The sequence below is a fragment of the Streptomyces orinoci genome (assembly GCF_003121295.1).
Lineage (GTDB): Bacteria > Actinomycetota > Actinomycetes > Streptomycetales > Streptomycetaceae > Streptomyces > Streptomyces orinoci.
Window position 1 is genome coordinate 138,986 of the sequence record NZ_PHNC01000006.1, and the last position, 15,888, is coordinate 154,873.

15 protein-coding genes are annotated in these 15,888 nt (G+C 71.7%); 13 read left to right on the forward strand and 2 right to left on the reverse strand.

Annotated elements, in window-relative coordinates; genetic code table 11:
• Window positions 1-66: 66 nt before the first annotated feature.
• On the reverse strand, window positions 67-846 hold the full coding sequence (locus tag CV755_RS02535) for an SDR family NAD(P)-dependent oxidoreductase (RefSeq protein ID WP_109278454.1): 780 nt from the start codon (window positions 844-846) through the stop codon (window positions 67-69).
• A 240-nt stretch (window positions 847-1,086) separates the two neighbouring features.
• Between CV755_RS02535 and CV755_RS02540 the strand changes: the two genes are divergently transcribed.
• The 13 genes from CV755_RS02540 (at window position 1,087) to CV755_RS02600 (ending at window position 14,890) form a co-directional block, all read left to right on the forward strand.
• Window positions 1,087-2,421: a PucR family transcriptional regulator gene (locus tag CV755_RS02540; RefSeq protein ID WP_153068564.1), complete on the forward strand. Its 1,335-nt coding sequence runs from the start codon at window positions 1,087-1,089 to the stop codon at window positions 2,419-2,421.
• A gap of 339 nt (window positions 2,422-2,760) precedes the next feature.
• Window positions 2,761-3,735: a 3-oxoacyl-[acyl-carrier-protein] synthase III C-terminal domain-containing protein gene (locus tag CV755_RS02545; RefSeq protein WP_161968577.1), complete on the forward strand. Its 975-nt coding sequence runs from the start codon at window positions 2,761-2,763 to the stop codon at window positions 3,733-3,735.
• On the forward strand, window positions 3,732-4,649 hold the full coding sequence (locus tag CV755_RS02550) for a diiron oxygenase (protein ID WP_109278457.1): 918 nt from the start codon (window positions 3,732-3,734) through the stop codon (window positions 4,647-4,649). The genes CV755_RS02545 and CV755_RS02550 overlap by 4 nt, the downstream gene beginning before the upstream one ends.
• The gene (locus CV755_RS02555; RefSeq protein WP_109278458.1) at window positions 4,639-4,899 is read left to right on the forward strand and encodes an acetyl xylan esterase; all 261 of its coding nucleotides are present in this window, start codon (window positions 4,639-4,641) and stop codon (window positions 4,897-4,899) included. The genes CV755_RS02550 and CV755_RS02555 overlap by 11 nt, the downstream gene beginning before the upstream one ends.
• Window positions 4,896-5,804 (forward strand): class-II aminoacyl-tRNA synthetase family protein, encoded by a 909-nt coding sequence (locus tag CV755_RS02560; RefSeq protein ID WP_109278459.1) that lies wholly within the window; start codon window positions 4,896-4,898, stop codon window positions 5,802-5,804. The genes CV755_RS02555 and CV755_RS02560 overlap by 4 nt, the downstream gene beginning before the upstream one ends.
• Window positions 5,801-6,901 carry an SDR family oxidoreductase gene (locus CV755_RS02565; RefSeq protein WP_109278460.1) on the forward strand — a complete coding sequence of 367 codons (1,101 nt, stop codon included), beginning with the start codon at window positions 5,801-5,803 and terminating at the stop codon, window positions 6,899-6,901. Before CV755_RS02560 ends, CV755_RS02565 begins: the two co-directional genes overlap by 4 nt.
• Before the next feature lie 3 nt (window positions 6,902-6,904).
• The gene (locus CV755_RS02570; RefSeq protein ID WP_109278461.1) at window positions 6,905-7,471 is read left to right on the forward strand and encodes a ferritin-like domain-containing protein; all 567 of its coding nucleotides are present in this window, start codon (window positions 6,905-6,907) and stop codon (window positions 7,469-7,471) included.
• On the forward strand, window positions 7,468-8,319 hold the full coding sequence (locus CV755_RS02575) for a 4'-phosphopantetheinyl transferase superfamily protein (protein WP_153068566.1): 852 nt from the start codon (window positions 7,468-7,470) through the stop codon (window positions 8,317-8,319). Before CV755_RS02570 ends, CV755_RS02575 begins: the two co-directional genes overlap by 4 nt.
• A 29-nt stretch (window positions 8,320-8,348) precedes the next feature.
• Window positions 8,349-10,637 (forward strand): MMPL family transporter, encoded by a 2,289-nt coding sequence (locus CV755_RS02580; RefSeq protein ID WP_109278463.1) that lies wholly within the window; start codon window positions 8,349-8,351, stop codon window positions 10,635-10,637.
• 35 nt (window positions 10,638-10,672) lie between these two features.
• On the forward strand, window positions 10,673-11,281 hold the full coding sequence (locus tag CV755_RS02585; protein WP_109278464.1) for a methyltransferase family protein: 609 nt from the start codon (window positions 10,673-10,675) through the stop codon (window positions 11,279-11,281).
• 12 nt (window positions 11,282-11,293) lie between these two features.
• Window positions 11,294-12,949, forward strand: a complete 1,656-nt coding sequence (locus CV755_RS02590; protein WP_109278465.1) for an AMP-binding protein — start codon at window positions 11,294-11,296, stop codon at window positions 12,947-12,949.
• A gap of 109 nt (window positions 12,950-13,058) precedes the next feature.
• Entirely contained in the window at window positions 13,059-13,823 is a 765-nt protein-coding gene (locus CV755_RS02595; protein WP_109278466.1) for a MerR family transcriptional regulator, read from the forward strand.
• Between the two features lie 170 nt (window positions 13,824-13,993).
• Entirely contained in the window at window positions 13,994-14,890 is an 897-nt protein-coding gene (locus tag CV755_RS02600; RefSeq protein WP_109278467.1) for a squalene/phytoene synthase family protein, read from the forward strand.
• Here CV755_RS02600 and CV755_RS02605 read toward each other — a convergent pair.
• Window positions 14,887-15,855 carry a threo-3-hydroxy-L-aspartate ammonia-lyase gene (locus CV755_RS02605; protein WP_109278468.1) on the reverse strand — a complete coding sequence of 323 codons (969 nt, stop codon included), beginning with the start codon at window positions 15,853-15,855 and terminating at the stop codon, window positions 14,887-14,889. The two genes, CV755_RS02600 and CV755_RS02605, sit on opposite strands and share 4 nt — an antisense overlap.
• Window positions 15,856-15,888 lie beyond the last annotated feature (33 nt).

Genomic DNA, 15,888 nt, shown 5'->3' on the forward strand with positions numbered 1-15,888 from the left:
TATGGGCGGCGAGGGCCCGTCCGGGCGGGAACGGCGGTGGGTTACCCGATCGGGGGGTGCGCCGCATCAGTGCACGGAGAATCCCCCGTCCACAAACAGCGTCTGCCCGGTGACATAGCCGGAGGCCGCACTGGCCAGGAACACCGCCGCCCCGGCGAAGTCCTCGGCCAGGCCGTTGCGGCCGGTCAGGGTGCGGTCCGCCAGGGCGGCCACCTTGGCCGGGTCGGCGGACAGCCGGGCGTTGAGCGGGGTCATCACAAAGCCCGGCACCAGGGTGTTGCAGGTGACGCCGTGCGGCGACCAGGCCTCGGCCTGGGAGCGGGCCAGTGATTCCAGTGCGCCCTTGGAGACGCCATAGGCGCCGCTCTGTACAAACGCCCGGTGCGCCTGCTGGGAGGTGATGTGGATGATGCGGCCGAAGCCGCGTTGGGCCATGCCGGGACCGAACCGCTGCCCCAGTAGAAAGGGGGCGTCCAGGTTGACGGCCATGGTGGTGTCCCAGACGTCCTCGCCCAGTTCGCTCATCGGCGGACGGAGATTGATTCCGGCGGAGTTGACCAGGATGTCGGGCTCCCCGAAGATCCCGGCCGCCCGTTCGGCCGCGGTGCGGACACCTTCCCGGGTGGCGAGGTCGGCGCTCACCCAGGCGGCCCGGCAGCCATGGCCGGTCAGTTCGCTTACCGTCTCGGCGAGTTCGGCCTCCCGCCGGGCCACGATCACCACGCTCGCTCCGGCCCGGCCCAGGGCCAGGGCTATGCCCCGGCCGATGCCCGAACTGCCGCCGGTCACCAGGGCGATCCGGCCGTCGAGGGAGAACAGGCCGGAGAGGTATTCCCGAGAACTCATGGGCGCACCCTAGTCGAGCGTGCGTACGGGCCACCGGTCCGTCCCATCAGGCGGAACAGGGCGGGCCAGGGCTGGTTTACGGCCGATTGCCGAAGGCCCCGCAAGGTGACGCAAAAGAGACCACAGCGGCGGGCGTGGCGGTGGCCACATCGTGATGACCAATGGGCGACTCCTTCGTCACCCCCCGTAGCCTACGGAGAACGGCCGTGGACCAGGAACGGCCGGCGAAGGGAGCCTCATATGTCGTTAACGACCCATATGTACACCGCACATGGGGGCGCCGAGCGTCAGCGGAGCGAGGCGTGGCCAATACGCCTGCCCGGACCGCTGCCGCTGGACCCGGAGGGCTCGGTGGTCCCCGCGCTCGCCCGGACCTTGATCAGGCGGGTGCCGCAACTGGTCGAGGAACTGCTGGCGTTGGCCGAGGAGCGGGAGGTGCGCTATCTCGACCAGGTGCCCGCCGCCGACCTCAGGCGTTCGGTGCGCGAGCACATTCTGGGATTTCTGCGCTTTATCGCTGACATTGCCGATAACACCGACAACTCCGGGAACCCCGGAAACTCCGAGAAATCCGGCAACACCCCCGTCCATGGGGACCCCTTGGCCGTGCCGCTGGCCTGGGGGCACTGCCGGGCCCGGGAGGGCGTGCCGGTGGAGTCCATGCTCCGGGTGCACCGCCTGGCCACCCAGCTGCTGTGGGAGAAGCTCTTCGACGAGGCCCGTGCGGACTCCCCCGGCACGCTGCAACGGCTGCTGGACGAGAGCGGCCCGGTGTGGGAGGTGCTGGACAGCTACTCCTCGGCGCTGGTCGCCGGTTACCGCTCGGCGGAGACCGATGCCCGTCGCCAGGACGCGGCCCGCCGGGACGCGCTCTTCGACGCCCTGCTGGAGGGGCGGGGAGCCGACCCCTCGGTGGCCGCCGAGGCCCGGGTGACCCTGGGGCTGCCGGCCCACGGCCGGTTCCTGGTACTGGCCCTGGACGCCGGGGGCGGGGATCCGGGGCGGGAGCTCGCCGCCGCCCTGCCCGGCCACGCGGTCCGCGCCGTCTGGGGGCTGCGCGCCGACCGGGAGGTCGGCCTGCTGGAGCTGGGGCACACCGAGCTGCCCCGGCTGCTGGACCGGCTCTCCGCAACCACCGCCCGCCGGGTGGGCGTCTCCGGCGAGGCGGGCGGCCTGGCCGAGCTGGCGGCCGCGTATCACGGCGCGGAGACGGCGCTGCGCACCCTGCCGCCCGGCACCGCGGGAGTGGCCGCCTTCGACGACCGGCTGCTGGAGGCGTTTGTGGTGACCAGCCCCCAGGTGGCGCGGCGGCTGGCCCAGCACGCCCTCGGCGGGCTGCTGGAATGCGCCCAGGAGGAGCGCGGCCTGCTGCTGAGCACGCTGGACTCCTGGTTCCACTGCGGCTGTTCGGCGGCCAGGGCCGCGGAGGAGCTGCACTGCCACCGCAACACCGTGCTCAACCGGCTGCGCCGCATCGAGGTGCTCACCGGCCGTTCCCTGGACGACGACCGCCACCAACTGGCCTGCCGGATGGCCCTGCTGGCCGTGCACACCCTGCCCCTGGACGCCCCGTAGGAGGGCGTGGCGCGCAGCGCGGGGCGGCTGCGTTATGCGGCTCCGCCGCATGGGCGTGACCGGCCACAACGGACCCGCGCCCAGGAACACCTGTGCTCGGTGCACAACCGCACCCCCGTGATCCGCAGCGAACGGCCATCGACGGGACGGATGGCCGCGCGGAATCATGGAGCCGGGGGGCGAAGGCGTGACGGGGATGCCGCCTTCGACCGGAGAACCGGGTGGCTCCGATGGGGCGTTACCGGCCTCCATCGGGCCGATGGTCCCGTCCGCGATGGAGCGGACGGCGATGACCACGGGAAGCGCGCGGTTCGCGACGGCAATCCTGGGGAGTTGTCAGTGACGGGTGTCTTCGTCGACTCATTCGTCTACGCACTGGGCGAACGCAAAGTGCTGGTACAGGAAACGGCCGAGGCCGGGCGGCTGGTCTCGGCGCCTTCGGACCTGGAGTCGGCGGGCTTCCGCTGGCACCACATCTGTGAGCCCGGCACCGGCTCCTATGACCTGGCCAGGAGGGTGACCGGGGAACTGGCCGCCACCGGCCGGCTGGGCCGGGTGGACGCGATCGTCTACGCGACCTGTCTGCCCGGCAACGCCAACGCCGGTGATCCGGGCGAGTGGGAGCGCAGCCGGGATGTGAAGCATCTGATGGACTTCCCCGCCGGCCGGCTGCAGGCGGAGTTCGGGCTGTCCGAGGCCGTGGTCTTCGGCCTCAACCAGCAGGCGTGCACCGCCATGCTGGGCTCGGTGCGGCTGGCCGACGCCCTGCTGCGGGCGGAGCCGGGCTGGAACCGGGTGCTGTGTGTGACCGCCGACCGGTTCCCGGAGGGGGCCAAGTACGAGCAGGCGTACAACCTGATCTCGGACGGCGCCGCCGCCTGTGTGGTGGGCCGGGAGCCGGCCGCCTTCCGTTTGGTGACGGCCCATCAGATCACCAATGGGGGCCTGGGCCGGGCCGGGGACGACGAGACGGTGGGCAGCTATTTCAGCTACACCCACCGGCTGCTGCGGGAGACCCTGGACCGCGCCGGGATGACCCCGGCCGACCTGGACTGGGTGGTCACCCAGAACACCAATGACAAGGCCTGGCAGATCCTGGCCCGGCTGCTGGGCGTGGACTTCGGCAAGGTCTTCTTCTCCTCCATGCCCGACGTGGGCCATGTGATCTCCGCCGACAACATCGTCAACCTGGTCGAGCTGCTGGCCACCGGACAGGTGCGCCCCGGCCAGCGGCTGGCCCTGGTGATGGCCGGGTTCGGGCTCAACTGGCAGTGCCTGGTCCTGGAGGCCACCGACGCCGTGAGGGCCGTATGAGCACTTCCCAGGCCCGCAAGGCCCGGCTGGCCGAGGCCCTGGCCTCGCTGGGCCCCACCGTGGAGCGGCTGAGCCGGCTTTCCCAGCGCTCCTACCAGAACCCCTACACCGCGGTCGAGTGGCCGGCCGAAGTCCGGCCCGAGGAGGAGTGGTTCGGCTCGCCCGAGTATCTGAGCCTTTACGGCACCGAGTTCTGGGAGCGGCTGGACGAGGCCGCCCGGCGGCGGCTGGCCTTCCATGAGGCCGCCAACTTCTACAGCCTCAACATCCATGGCGAGAAGGGCCTGATGCAGGGCCTGGCCGAACGGCTGTACCGCAAGGACCTGTTGGACGTCGCCGGGTATCTGCACCACTTCCTGGACGAGGAGAACAAGCACAGCATCTACTTCGGCGGCTTCTGCACCCGGTACGCCAAGGTCTACCGCAGCCGTCAGTTCTCCTTCGAGGAGTCCCGGGACGAGCGGCCGCGGGATGTGGAGGACTTTCTCTTCTTCACCCGGACCATGATCTTCGAGGAGATCGTGGACCACTACAACCTGGTGCAGTCCAGGGATTCCCGGCTGCACCCGGTGGCCCGGTTCATCAACCACAACCACCACTTCGAGGAGTCCCGCCATCTGGTCTTCGGCCGCCGTCTGGTGGCCGCGCTGTGGGAGTCCTGTTCCCCCTCCTGGGACGGCGGCACGGTGGCCGGGGTCCGCGACCATCTGCGGCAGTTCTTCACCACCAGCTGGCGGGAGTACTACAACCCCGATGTCTATGCCGACGCCGGGCTGGACGAGCCATGGGAGACCGCCGAACGGGCCTGGCTGGCACCGGCGCAGCGGGAGCACCGCCGCCGGGTGTCCCGGAAGGTCACCACATTTCTGCTGTCCGGTGGAATTCTCGACAAGGAGCCGGTGGATGCGTTCTGAGCAGGAGTTCCGGGACCAACTGCGGTCCTGGATACGGTCGAAGAGCGGCGAAGGGGAGACTGCCGCGCTGACCGACGGCACCGCCCTGTTCGAGGAGCGGTACCTCAGGTCGGTGCATCTGCCGGAACTGCTGCTGCTGTTGGAGCGGCTGTGCGGGGAGCCCATCGACGTCGAGGAGCTCAGCCCCCGCGACTTCCGGTCCATTGACGCCATGGTGCGCCGCTACGCCAGGAGCGGAGTGGCCTCATGAGCCCTTCACCGGCGGAGCTGGCCCGGATCGGGCTGTCCTGGCAGCCCTCGGGGCAGGCGGCGCTGCGCGGCCCGTTGCTGGCGCTGGCCGAGGACTGCGACCGGGCCTTCGTCCGGCTGGCCGGGCTGTGGCGGGCGCGGGAGGAGCGGCACCCCTGCTCGCTCCCGGCCGAGCGGCTGCAGCGGGTGGGCTATCTGCGCTCCTTTCCCCATCAGGCGTCCTTCGCCGCCCGGTTGAGTCCCGAGGAGGCCGATCTGGAGGCGTTCCTGGACGGTCCGGTGGTCGATGAGCACGGCGCCCTGGCCCAGGCGCGGCTGTCCCCGCTCTCCGAGGTGCTCACCCCGGCCGCCTGCTACCACGTCTTCAGTGACCGCCTGGGACACTCGCTGGCCGGGCCGGAGTTCGTCACCACCCGCAACAGCTGCTTCCGGCGGGAGCGGGAGTATGTCCCGCTGCGCCGGCTGAGCGGTTTCACCATGCGGGAGGTGGTCTGCCTGGGCACCGGGGCGGATACGGCGGAGTTCCTCCGGCTGGCCCGGGAGGCCCTGGAGCTGTTCTTCCCGCTGGCCGGCCTGGAACCGCAATGGCACCCGGCCACCGATCCCTTCTTCCGGCCACGGGAGAATCCGCGCTATCTGCTCCAGCGGGTGGATCCGGTGAAGTACGAGGCCATTTACGGCGGTGACCTGGCCATCGCCTCCACCAACCGGCACCATGACCACTTCGGTACCGGCTTCGGGCTGACGCTCGACGGCCGTCCGGTGCACAGCGCCTGTGTGGCCTTCGGCCTGGAGCGCTGGCTGTTCGCCCTCACCGACCGCCATGGCACCGACCCGGAGCGCTGGCCGTCGCTGGAGGCGGCCGCGGCCAAGGTGTGCGCGGAACTCGGCGGTGGGGCGCCATGAGGGGAACCACGCTGATCACCGGCGCGGACGGCTATCTCGGCCGGCGGCTCGCCGCCACCCTGCTGGGCAGGGACGAGGACGACCTCATCCTGACGGTACGCGCCGCGGACCGGGCCGAACTGGCCGTCAAGCGGGAGCGGTTGGCCGCCGAGCTGGGCCCCGGGGCCATGGGCCGGGCCCGGGTGGTGGCCGCCGATGCCGGCCGGGACGGCGCCTGGGCGGACCTCGATCCCCGGGGCGTGACCCGGATCGTCCATGCCGCCGCGGTGACCCGGTTCAATGTGGACCGCGAGACCGCGCGGCGGGTCAACACCGAGGGCACCGCCCGGCTGCTGGCGCTGGCCGCCCGCTGTGACAACCTCCAGCGGTTCGCCCTGCTGTCCACCCTCTACGCGGCGGGCCGCCGCCGGGGCGATGTCCATGAAGAGCGGCTGCCGGACGCCGGTTTCGTCAACCACTACGAGTGGTCGAAGTGGGCGGCGGAGGAGCAAGTGCTGGACGCGGCCGGGCGGTTGCCGGTGTCGGTGTTCCGGCTGCCCACCCTGGTCGCCGAGGACGACGACGGCCGGGTGGTGCAGTACAACGCCTTTCACAACACTCTCAAGCTCTTCTACTACGGGCTGCTCTCCCTGGTGCCCGGGGACCGGGGCACCCCGCTGAGCCTGGCGACCGCCGCCTTCACCACCGCCGCGGTGGCCCGGCTGCTGGACCCGGCGACCGGCGGTGGTGTCTTCCACATCTGCCCGGACCCGGCCGGCACCGCCTCGCTGGGCGAGCTGCTGGACACCGCCTTCACCGTCTTCGAGAGGGACGAGGCGTTCCGGCGGCGCGGGGTGCTGCGGCCGCTGCCCTGCGACCGGGAGAGCTTCCAGGACCTGCTGAACGCCGCGGACCAGCTGCGGGCCGGCCCCGTTCACCAGTCGCTGTCCTCGGTCTCGCCCTTCGCCCACCAGCTCTATCTGCCCAAGACCTTCCACAATCCGGCACTGCGCGCCGTCTGGCCCGGCTATGCGGCTCCCGACCCGCTCGCTCTGGCCGAGGCCACCTGTGCCCGGCTGGTGGCCTCCCGGTGGGGCCGCCGGACCGAGGAGACATGAGAAGTGACTCTTTCCGAGAACGACCTCTGGCTGCTGAGCTATTACCGCTCCTCCGAGATCAACGGTGCCCTGTTCTTCGGGCAGGTGGCCCGTACCCTGCGCGGCGGGCCGTTGCAGGCGGATGTCACCCACCACTTCGCCGACGAGGCCAACCACGCCAAGTTCTGGACGCGTTGCATCGAAGACCTCGGCTACAGCGCGCGCAAGCTCCAGGGCTCGTACCAGGACCGGTATCTGGAGGCGGTGGGCCTGCCCGCCAATCTGATGGAGGTCATGGCGATCACCCAGGTCTTCGAGAAGCGGGTGATCGGCCAGTACCACCGGCATCTGCGGGCTCCGGACGTCCACCCCAGGGTCCGGCAGACCATTGAGAAGATCATGGAAGACGAGCGCTGGCATGTGAAGTACGTCCGTGAGGCCCTGGAGGGCATGGCGGCCAAGTACGGCCAGGAGCTCATCGAGGACACCCTCGCCCGGTTCACCGCGGCGGACGAGGAGGTCTATGCCAAGACGCTGGCCGAGTACGGCGAGCGGATAGCCTTCCTCGGCGACCGCTCCCCGGACGCATGAGGGTGCCGGTGCTGGCGGTATGGACCCGGCGGCCACTGGCCGTTGACACCCTGACCCGCCGGGAGCGGGAGCGGCTGGCCGCCGTGCCGCCCCGGGCCCGCCGCCAGTGGCTGATCTCCCGGCACGCCCTCAAGGTGCTGCTGGGCCTGCTGGGGCTGCCCCCCGACACCACCGCCCATACCTTCCCCCACTGGCGGCTGTCGCTCTCCCACACCGACGGCGCGGCGGTGGCGGCGGGCACGGCAATGACCCATCAGCACGGCCTGGGCGTGGACTTGGAGGCGGACCGGACGGCACCGGTGGACACCTCCCGCTTCTTTCTGGACCCGCGCGAGCGGTCCTGGCTGGACTCGCTCCCCCAAGACGCCCGGGCCGCCCATCGGTTGCGGCTGTGGACCGTCAAGGAGGCGCTGTTCAAGGCCGATCCGCTCAACCACCGCACCGTTCTGCCGGACTACATCACCGCCGACCCGGCGGCCCGCTGCGGACGGGCCCGCGCCCGCCCGCACCCCGGCACCCTCTTCGGCTACAGCAGCGCCCGGCTCCACCAGGGCCACCTCTCCTTCGCCGTGGCCATCCGACCCCGTTCCCCCGTACCGGAAAGCGAGCGCCCCGTGCCCGCCCTCACCTTCGACGACGTCGCCCAGCGCATCAGCGCCACCCTCTCCATCCCGGTGGAGCAGCTCACCCCCGGCACCCGCCTGCGTGAACTGGCCGCCGACAGCTTCCGGCTGGTGGAGATGGCCGTGGACCTCCAGGAGGAGTTCGACACCGTCTTCACCCAACACGAGCTGCGCGAGATCACCACCCTGGGCGAACTCGCCGGTCTCGTCGGCGTCCGGGCCTGACGGACGCGCCCGGGAGAGCGGAGCCCGCCATGTCGCAACGTCTGATCCGGACACTCACCAGGTTCCGGTGGCCCCTGCTGGCCCTCTGGCTGGTGGCCCTGGTGGCCGCCGGGGTCGCCGCGCTGCCCATCGCCGACCGGCTCAGCGGCGGCGGCTGGTACGTCCCCGGCTCCGGTTCCCAGCAGGCCATCGCCGCCACCCGCGCGGGCTTCGCCGACCGGGGCGCCAGCGATCTCACCCTGGTGGTCAGGGACGAGCGCAACACCGCCACCGACCCGGACTTCGAGCAGCGGGTGCGCCGGGCCGTGGACCGGGTCACCGGCGACAAGCGGCTGCGCACGGTGGGAAGTTACGGCTGGACCACCCTCTCCCCTGCTGCCCGGGGCACTTTCCTCGGCAAGGACCGGCGCACCGCCATCACCCTGGTCGGGCTGGAACTGGACGACGGCACCGCCCGCCGTGTCCTGCCCGAGGTCCAGAAGGACACGGAGCACCGCTTCGCCCCCGAGGGGCTGCGGGTCTCGCTGGTCAGCGCCGGAACCCTGTGGGGCGAGATCAACACCCTCAGCCAGCGGGGCCTGGAGAAGGCCGAACTCATCACCTTCCCCCTGCTGTTGGTGATCCTGCTGCTCCTCTACCGGACCGTGGCCGCGGCGGTGGTGTCCTTTGTGGTCTCCGCCACCGCCATCGTCTTCACCCTGGGCCTGATGTCGCTGCTGGCCCGGCACTTCGAGCTGTCCCTCTTTGTGGAGAACGCCGCCACGATGATCGGCCTCGGGGTGAGCGTGGACTATTCGCTGTTCATCATCTCCCGCTATACCGATGAACTCGCCCGGGGCAGCGGCCAGGAGGCGGCGCTGGTCACCACCTTGCGCACCAGCGGGCGGACGGTGGTGTTCTCCGGGCTGATCGTGATCCTGGCGATGGCCAGCCTGTTCCTGGTGGATCTCAATGTGATCCAGTCCATCGCCCTGGGCATTGTGGTGGTGGTCGCCTTCGCCGTGCTGGCCTCGGTGGCCGTCCTCCCCCTGGTGCTGCGGCTGCTCGGTGACCGCGTGCTGTGGGGCCGGCTGCCCGGCCGGCGTGCCCCGTCCGGGGAACGGGGGCGGCGCTGGCAGCGGGTGGCCCGGCAGATCATGCGCCGGCCGGTGCTCTTTCTGCTCACCGCCGTCATCGCCATGGCGGCCCTGGCCGCGCCCTCGCTGTCGCTGCGCACCTTCACCCCGGACGCCCGGATCGTGCCCGCCTCCTCCCCGGTGCGCCAGGGATTCGACGCCATGCGCCGGGAGTTCGGCCCCGGCACCGCCTCCCCCCACCAGGTGGTCATCACCTCCCGTACCCCGCTCACCGCCGCACCCGGGGCCGCGAAGATCCCCCTGCTGCGCGACCGGCTGGCCGCGCTGCCGCATGTCACCGGCGTCAACTCGCCGCTGGAGGCGCTGCGCGGGGCGAGCCCCCGACGTCCGCTCGGCGCGCTGGAACCGGCGGTCTTCGCCCAACTGCCCGCCGATGCCCGGGCCACCGTGGACCACTTTGTCTCGGCCGACCGGCGCACCCTGGTGCTGGAGGTCATCGGCGACGACCATGCCTCCGCCGCCGTCTCGCGGGCCCTGGTCTCCTCGATGCGCTCGCTGGTGCGGGAGCTGGACGCCCCCGGTCTGCGTGCCGTGGTCGGCGGCGAGTCGGCGGAGGGCGTGGACGCCAATGCCGCCATCGAGGACGGGCTGCCCGCGGTGATCCTGGTGATGCTGGTGGTGATCTACCTTCTGCTGCTGGTCACCTTCCGCTCGGTGCTGCTGCCGGTCAAGGCGATCCTGATCAACCTGCTGTCGCTGGGCGCCACTTATGGCGTGCTGGTGCTGGTCTTCCAGCACTCGGCGCTCGCCGGCCCGCTGGGTTTCCAGGAGTTCGGCTATCTGCAGAACTTCGTACCCGTGCTGCTGCTGGCGATCCTGTTCAGCCTGAGCACCGACTACGAGGTGTTTCTGCTGCACCGGATCCGCGAGGAGTTCGACGGCGGGGCGGACAACACCTCCAGTGTGGCGCGCGGGATGGCCCGTACCGCTCCGCTGATCTCCGGTGCCGCCCTGCTGATGGTGGCGGTGTTCGGTGCCTTCGCCTTCACCGGCATCATGCCGATCCAGCAGCTGGGCCTGGGACTTGCCGTGGCCATCGCCCTGGACGCCACGGTCATCCGGCTGGTGGTGGTGCCCGCCGCCATGCAGCTGATGGGCGACTGGAACTGGTGGCTGCCGGGCCGCCCGGCCCGCCCGGCCCGCACTTCCCCCGTCGCCGGGGAACCGGCCGTCCGGCCGTAACCACCCGACACAAGCGCGAAAGGACCACCCGACCCATGGACGGCTCCGCTCTCCTGCTCCTCCTGCTGAACTTCGGCCTGATCGGCGCGCTGCCCAGGCTCTTCTTCCGGCCGGACGGCCGGTTCAACCTCAAGTGGTGGCTGACCGCGCTGCCGTTCTTCCTCTGCCCGGCACTGGTCGCCGCGGCCACCGCCCTGCACTGGCAGCCGCTGCTGCCCGATGCCTGGCGCACCGGCACCGTCCTGGCCGCGGTGGTGCTCAACGCGGCCTCGATAGCGCTGATCTCCATGACTCTGGGCACCCACCGCATTCCGCTGGCCCTGTGGCACCAGGACGACGACGCCCCCCGGCATCTGGTGACCTATGGCGCCTACCGCCGGATCCGGCACCCCTTCTACACCGCCTTCCTGCTGGCCTTCTGCTCCGGCCTGCTGGCCTGGCCGCACTGGCCCACCCTGGCCCTGGCCCTCTATGGCTTCCTGGCGCTGCGCCTTACCGCGGTACGGGAGGAACGGCGGCTGGCGGCCTCGGAGTTCGGCGCGGAGTACCGCGACTACCTCACCCACACCGGACGTTTCTTCCCCCGGCCGGGCAGGCTTCCGGCGGCCGCGCCGCTGGAGACCGTTGCGGCCGGCGAACGATAGGAGGGCCGCGCCATGTCGCCTCTGGTCTCCTGGCTGACCGATCCCCATCCCCGGCACGGGGTGCGCTTCGCCGATGACACGGACGGCTGGGAGTTCGTCCCGTACCGCGAACTGGCCCTGTCCGCCCGCCGGATGGCGGCACAGATGACGGCGGCCGGGGTGCGTCCGGGCTCGGTGGTCTGCCTGGTGCTGCCCAGCGGACGTCCTTTGGCGAGCGCTCTGTTCGCCGTCTGGGCGGCGGGGGCCACCGTCTCCCCGCTGCTGCCGCCGTCCTTCCAGACCGACGCGGAGTACACCGGGTATCTGGCGGCCATCCTCCGGCAGGCGGAACCCTCCCTGGTGGTCTGTGCCGAGGAGTACGCCCCACTGGCCGCCCGGGCGATGGCCGAGGCCGGACGCCGGGACGCACCCTGGACGCCCCGGGAGGGCACCGTGGCCGCCGATGTCCGCCCGGCCGCCGGGACCGCCCTGCTGCAGTTCACCTCCGGCTCCACCGGGGAGCCCCGCGGGGTGCGGGTCACCTGGGCGAACCTGGCCGCCAACCATGCGGTGCAGCGCCGGATGTCGGGCTGGCGGGACGGTGACGGGGTGGCCTCCTGGCTGCCGCTGCACCATGACATGGGCCTGATCGGCTGTTTTCTCTTCCCGGTGGCCGCCCAGAGCCCGCTGTGGCTGATGCGGCCCGAGCAGTTCATCCGCGATCCGGCCCGCTGGCTGGCCTGCTTCGCCCCGGGCCGGGCGGCGCACTCGGCGGCACCCTCCTTCGCCTTCGCCTATGCGGCCCGCCGGGTGCGCCCGGGGCGGCTGGCGGAGCTGGACCTGTCCGGCTGGCGCACGGTGATCACCGGCGCCGAGGTGATCGACCCGGCCGCGCTGGACGCCTTCGCCCGCTTCGCGGCCCCGGCCGGCTTTTCCCCCGACGCCTATCTGCCCTCCTATGGACTGGCCGAGAACACCCTGGCGGTCACCGGCGCCGACGGACCGGTGCTGCTGGTGCGCCCGGACTGGGCCGCGCTGCGGATGGGCGAGGCGGTGACCATCACCGAGGAGGCCAAGCTGGGCGACCGGCCCATTGAGCCGGGCTCGGGCTGGCTGGTGGGCCATGGCGCCCCGCACTCGGGGGACGGCATCGGCGTCCGCGTCCTGGACGAGGAGGGGCGCCCGCTGCCCGATGGCCACCTGGGGGAGATCGCGGTGACCGGCAGTTCGGTGGCCGACGGCTACCATGCCGGCCGCCAGGGCGGCTCCACCCGGTTTGTGGGCGGTGAACTGCGCACCGGGGACGCCGGGTTCCGCCACCATGGCGAGCTGTTCGTCCTGGGCCGGATGGGAGACAGCCTCAAGCTGCGCGGCCGCAGTGTCTATGTGGACGACCTGGACGCCAAGGTGGCGGCGGCGGCCGGGGTGGACAAGGAACGGGTGGCGGTGGTCGCCGTCAACGACCGGGGCAGGCCCGGCCTGGCCGTCTTTGTGGAGACCGCCCCCGGCCCCTGGACCGAGGCGGTGACCGGTGCGCTCCGCAACGAGCTGGGCTCCGAGCCCTCGCTCACCCTGGTCGCCGGACGGCGCGGCCTGCTCAAACGGACCAGCAGCGGCAAGCCGCGCCGCCGCCATATGTGGCGGCTGCTGCGGGAGGGCGCCGTCAAGGGGGCGACCGTCATCGGCTGACCGCCGGTGGGGCGGGCCCGGGAAACGCCGCTTGCGCTTTCCGCTGCGTCAACTTCTACCGTCTTCTCCAGGGCCGGAAGGACCGGCCCGGCGATGAGAGGGCGGAGCCATGGCCTGGTCGATCGCGGAGGTGGCCCGGATGTCCGGGGTGACATCCCGGACCCTGCGGCACTACGACGAGATCGGTCTGCTGCCCCCGGCGTGGATCGGCGGCAATGGCCACCGCTACTACGAGGAGGCCCAGTTGCTGCGGCTCCAGCAGATCCTGCTGATGCGGGAGCTGGACCTGGGGCTGCGCGAGATCCGGGCGGTGCTGGACAGCCAGGTGGACCGGGTGGCGGTGCTCCGGGAGCACCGGCAACGGCTGCTGGCGGAACAGCGGCGCCTGGAGACGCTGGTACGCACCATTGGCCGCACCATCGCCGAACTGGAGGAAGACAAGGACGGACAGCACATGGTGAAGATCAACCGGCCGGAGAACCTCTTCGAGGGCTTTGAGCAGTCCCCGGAGATCGATGCCGAGGTACGGGAGCGGTGGCCGGAGCACTGGGAGCAGTCCCGGCAGGCCGCCGCGGCGATGACCGCCGAGGACATGGAGCGGTGGCAGCGCGCGGTGACCGCCCAGATGATCCGCCTGGCGGAGTTCATGGCGGCCGGCACCCCCGTCACCGACGCCGCGGTGCAGGCCGAGATGGAGGTGCACCACCAGAGCGTATGCCGGTTCTGGACCCCCAACGCGGCCGCGTACAAGGGGCTGGGCCAGACCTATGTCGATGACCCGCGGTTCCGCGAGAACTACGACAAGATCGCCGAAGGGCTGGCCGTCTACCAGCGCGACGCCATGGCCGTCTACGCCGACACCCGGCTGAGCTGACCGGCGGCCCGGCTCCGCCCGGGGGGCTGCAGACCCCCGGCACCGGGCAAGTCACCACGCCCCTCGCACACTTGGCACCGGCATCGCCGGATGCCTGCCGACCCGGACGGGCGCCGTTGATTCCCGGGCGATAGGCTCGGTCCGCTTGTCGCCGTCCGCGGGAGAACCATATGCGCAACTGGGACCGGACCCTCACCCTCGCGGGCATCGACCACCCGCGGCTGCGGGCGGACTACACCCGCCAGCGGCAGCAGGTCGCCGCCTACCGGCGGCACGCCTATGCCGCGGTGCGGCTGCTGCTGCCCGAGGCCCTGGCGCCGCACATCATCGCCGCCACCGCCTTTATGCACCGCACCGACACCCTGCTGGACGGCGCCGACGACGGTACGGCCTGGGCGAGTTGGGAGAAAGAGGTCCATTCCGCCCTGGCCACCGGGGAGAGCACCGACCCGGAGCTCCGGCCGCTGCTGCACACCCTGGCCGCCCGCCCCGCCCTGCGCCGCCCGGTCGAGGAGTTCCTCGCCGGGGCCCTGCTGGACCGGGAGTTCACCGGGTTCCCCGATGAGGCGGACTACCAGCGCTATGTGGACGCCTATTCACTGCCCGCCTTTATGCTCATCGCCACTCTGCTGCTGGCACCGGACGCCGACCCGTCGGCCGCCCGCCGGCTGTGCCGGGCCTATATCGACGGCAGCCAGCGCCTGGACTTCGTCAACGACCTGGCCGAGGACCTGGGTTCCGGCCGGCTGACCCTGCCGGTGAGCACGCTGGCGCGGCACGGCGTCAGCCGGGAGGACCTGGAGTGCGGCCGGGACACGGCGGGCGTACGGTCCCTGCTGCGCACCCTGCTGGAGCGGGCCCGCGAGGATCTGCTGGCCGCCCGTCCCCTGGTCCGCCTGACACCGCCGGCCAACCGCTCCTTCGTCCGCGCCATGCTCGAACTGGAGATGCGCACCGCCGAGGCGGCCCTGGCCAAGGGCGCCGCCCTGCCGGCCGGTCCGGCCCGGCCGCCGGCGCTCACCACCCTGCGGGTGCTGTGCCGGGAGTACGCCCGGCGCGGCCGCTAGGCGCCGCCGCTCACCAGGGCGGCGAACCGGGCCGGGTCGATATTGCCGCCGCTGACGATGACCCCCACCCGCCGGCTGCGCAGTTGCTCCGCCATCTCGCGCAGCGCGGCCAGGCCCAGGCAGCCGGTGGGCTCCACCACGATCTTCATCAGGGTGAAGAACATCCGCATGGCCTCGACCAGTTGGTCGTCACGGACGGTCCGGATCTCCGGCGCGGCCCGGCGCAGCAGGGCGAAGGGCAGGCTGCCCAGCTGCTCGGTCTGCGCCCCGTCGGCGATGGTCCGGGGCGTCTCGATACGCACGAGGCGGCCCTCGCGCAGGGAGCGCCGTCCATCGTCACCGGCCTCCGGCTCCACGCCATAGAGCGTGCAGCGCGGGGCCAGCGCCTCGGCGGCCAGCGCGGTTCCGGAGAGCAGCCCGCCGCCGCCCAAGGGCACAAAGAGGGCGTCCAGTTGGCCCGCCTCCTCGAAGAGTTCCTTGGCGGCCGTGCCCTGCCCGGCGATGATCTGGGGGTGGTCATAGGGCGGGATCAGCGTCAGCCCCCGCTCCGCGGCCAGCGCCCGGCCGATCTCCTCCCGGTCCTCGGTGTAGCGGTCATAGCCGACGACCCGCCCGCCGTATCCCTTGGTGGCGGCCACCTTGGCGGCCGGGGCGTCATGGGGCATCACAATGGTGGCCGGAATACCGAGCAGTTGGGCGGCCAGCGCGATGGCCTGCGCATGGTTGCCGGAGGAGTAGGCGACCACCCCGGCCCGGCGCTGCTCGGGGGTGAAGCGGGACAGCGCGTTATAGGCACCCCGGAACTTGAAGGCGCCCATGCGCTGGATATTCTCGCATTTGAAGAGCACCTGGGCGCCGAGCTCGGCGTCGATCAGCCGGGAGCGCAGCACCGGGGTGCGGTGGGCGTGCGGCGCTATACGCTCGGCGGCGTCGAGGACGTCCTGGTAGGTCGGCGGGCCGGACATCTGCTGCCTCCTTGGCGGCGACGACTGGACCGC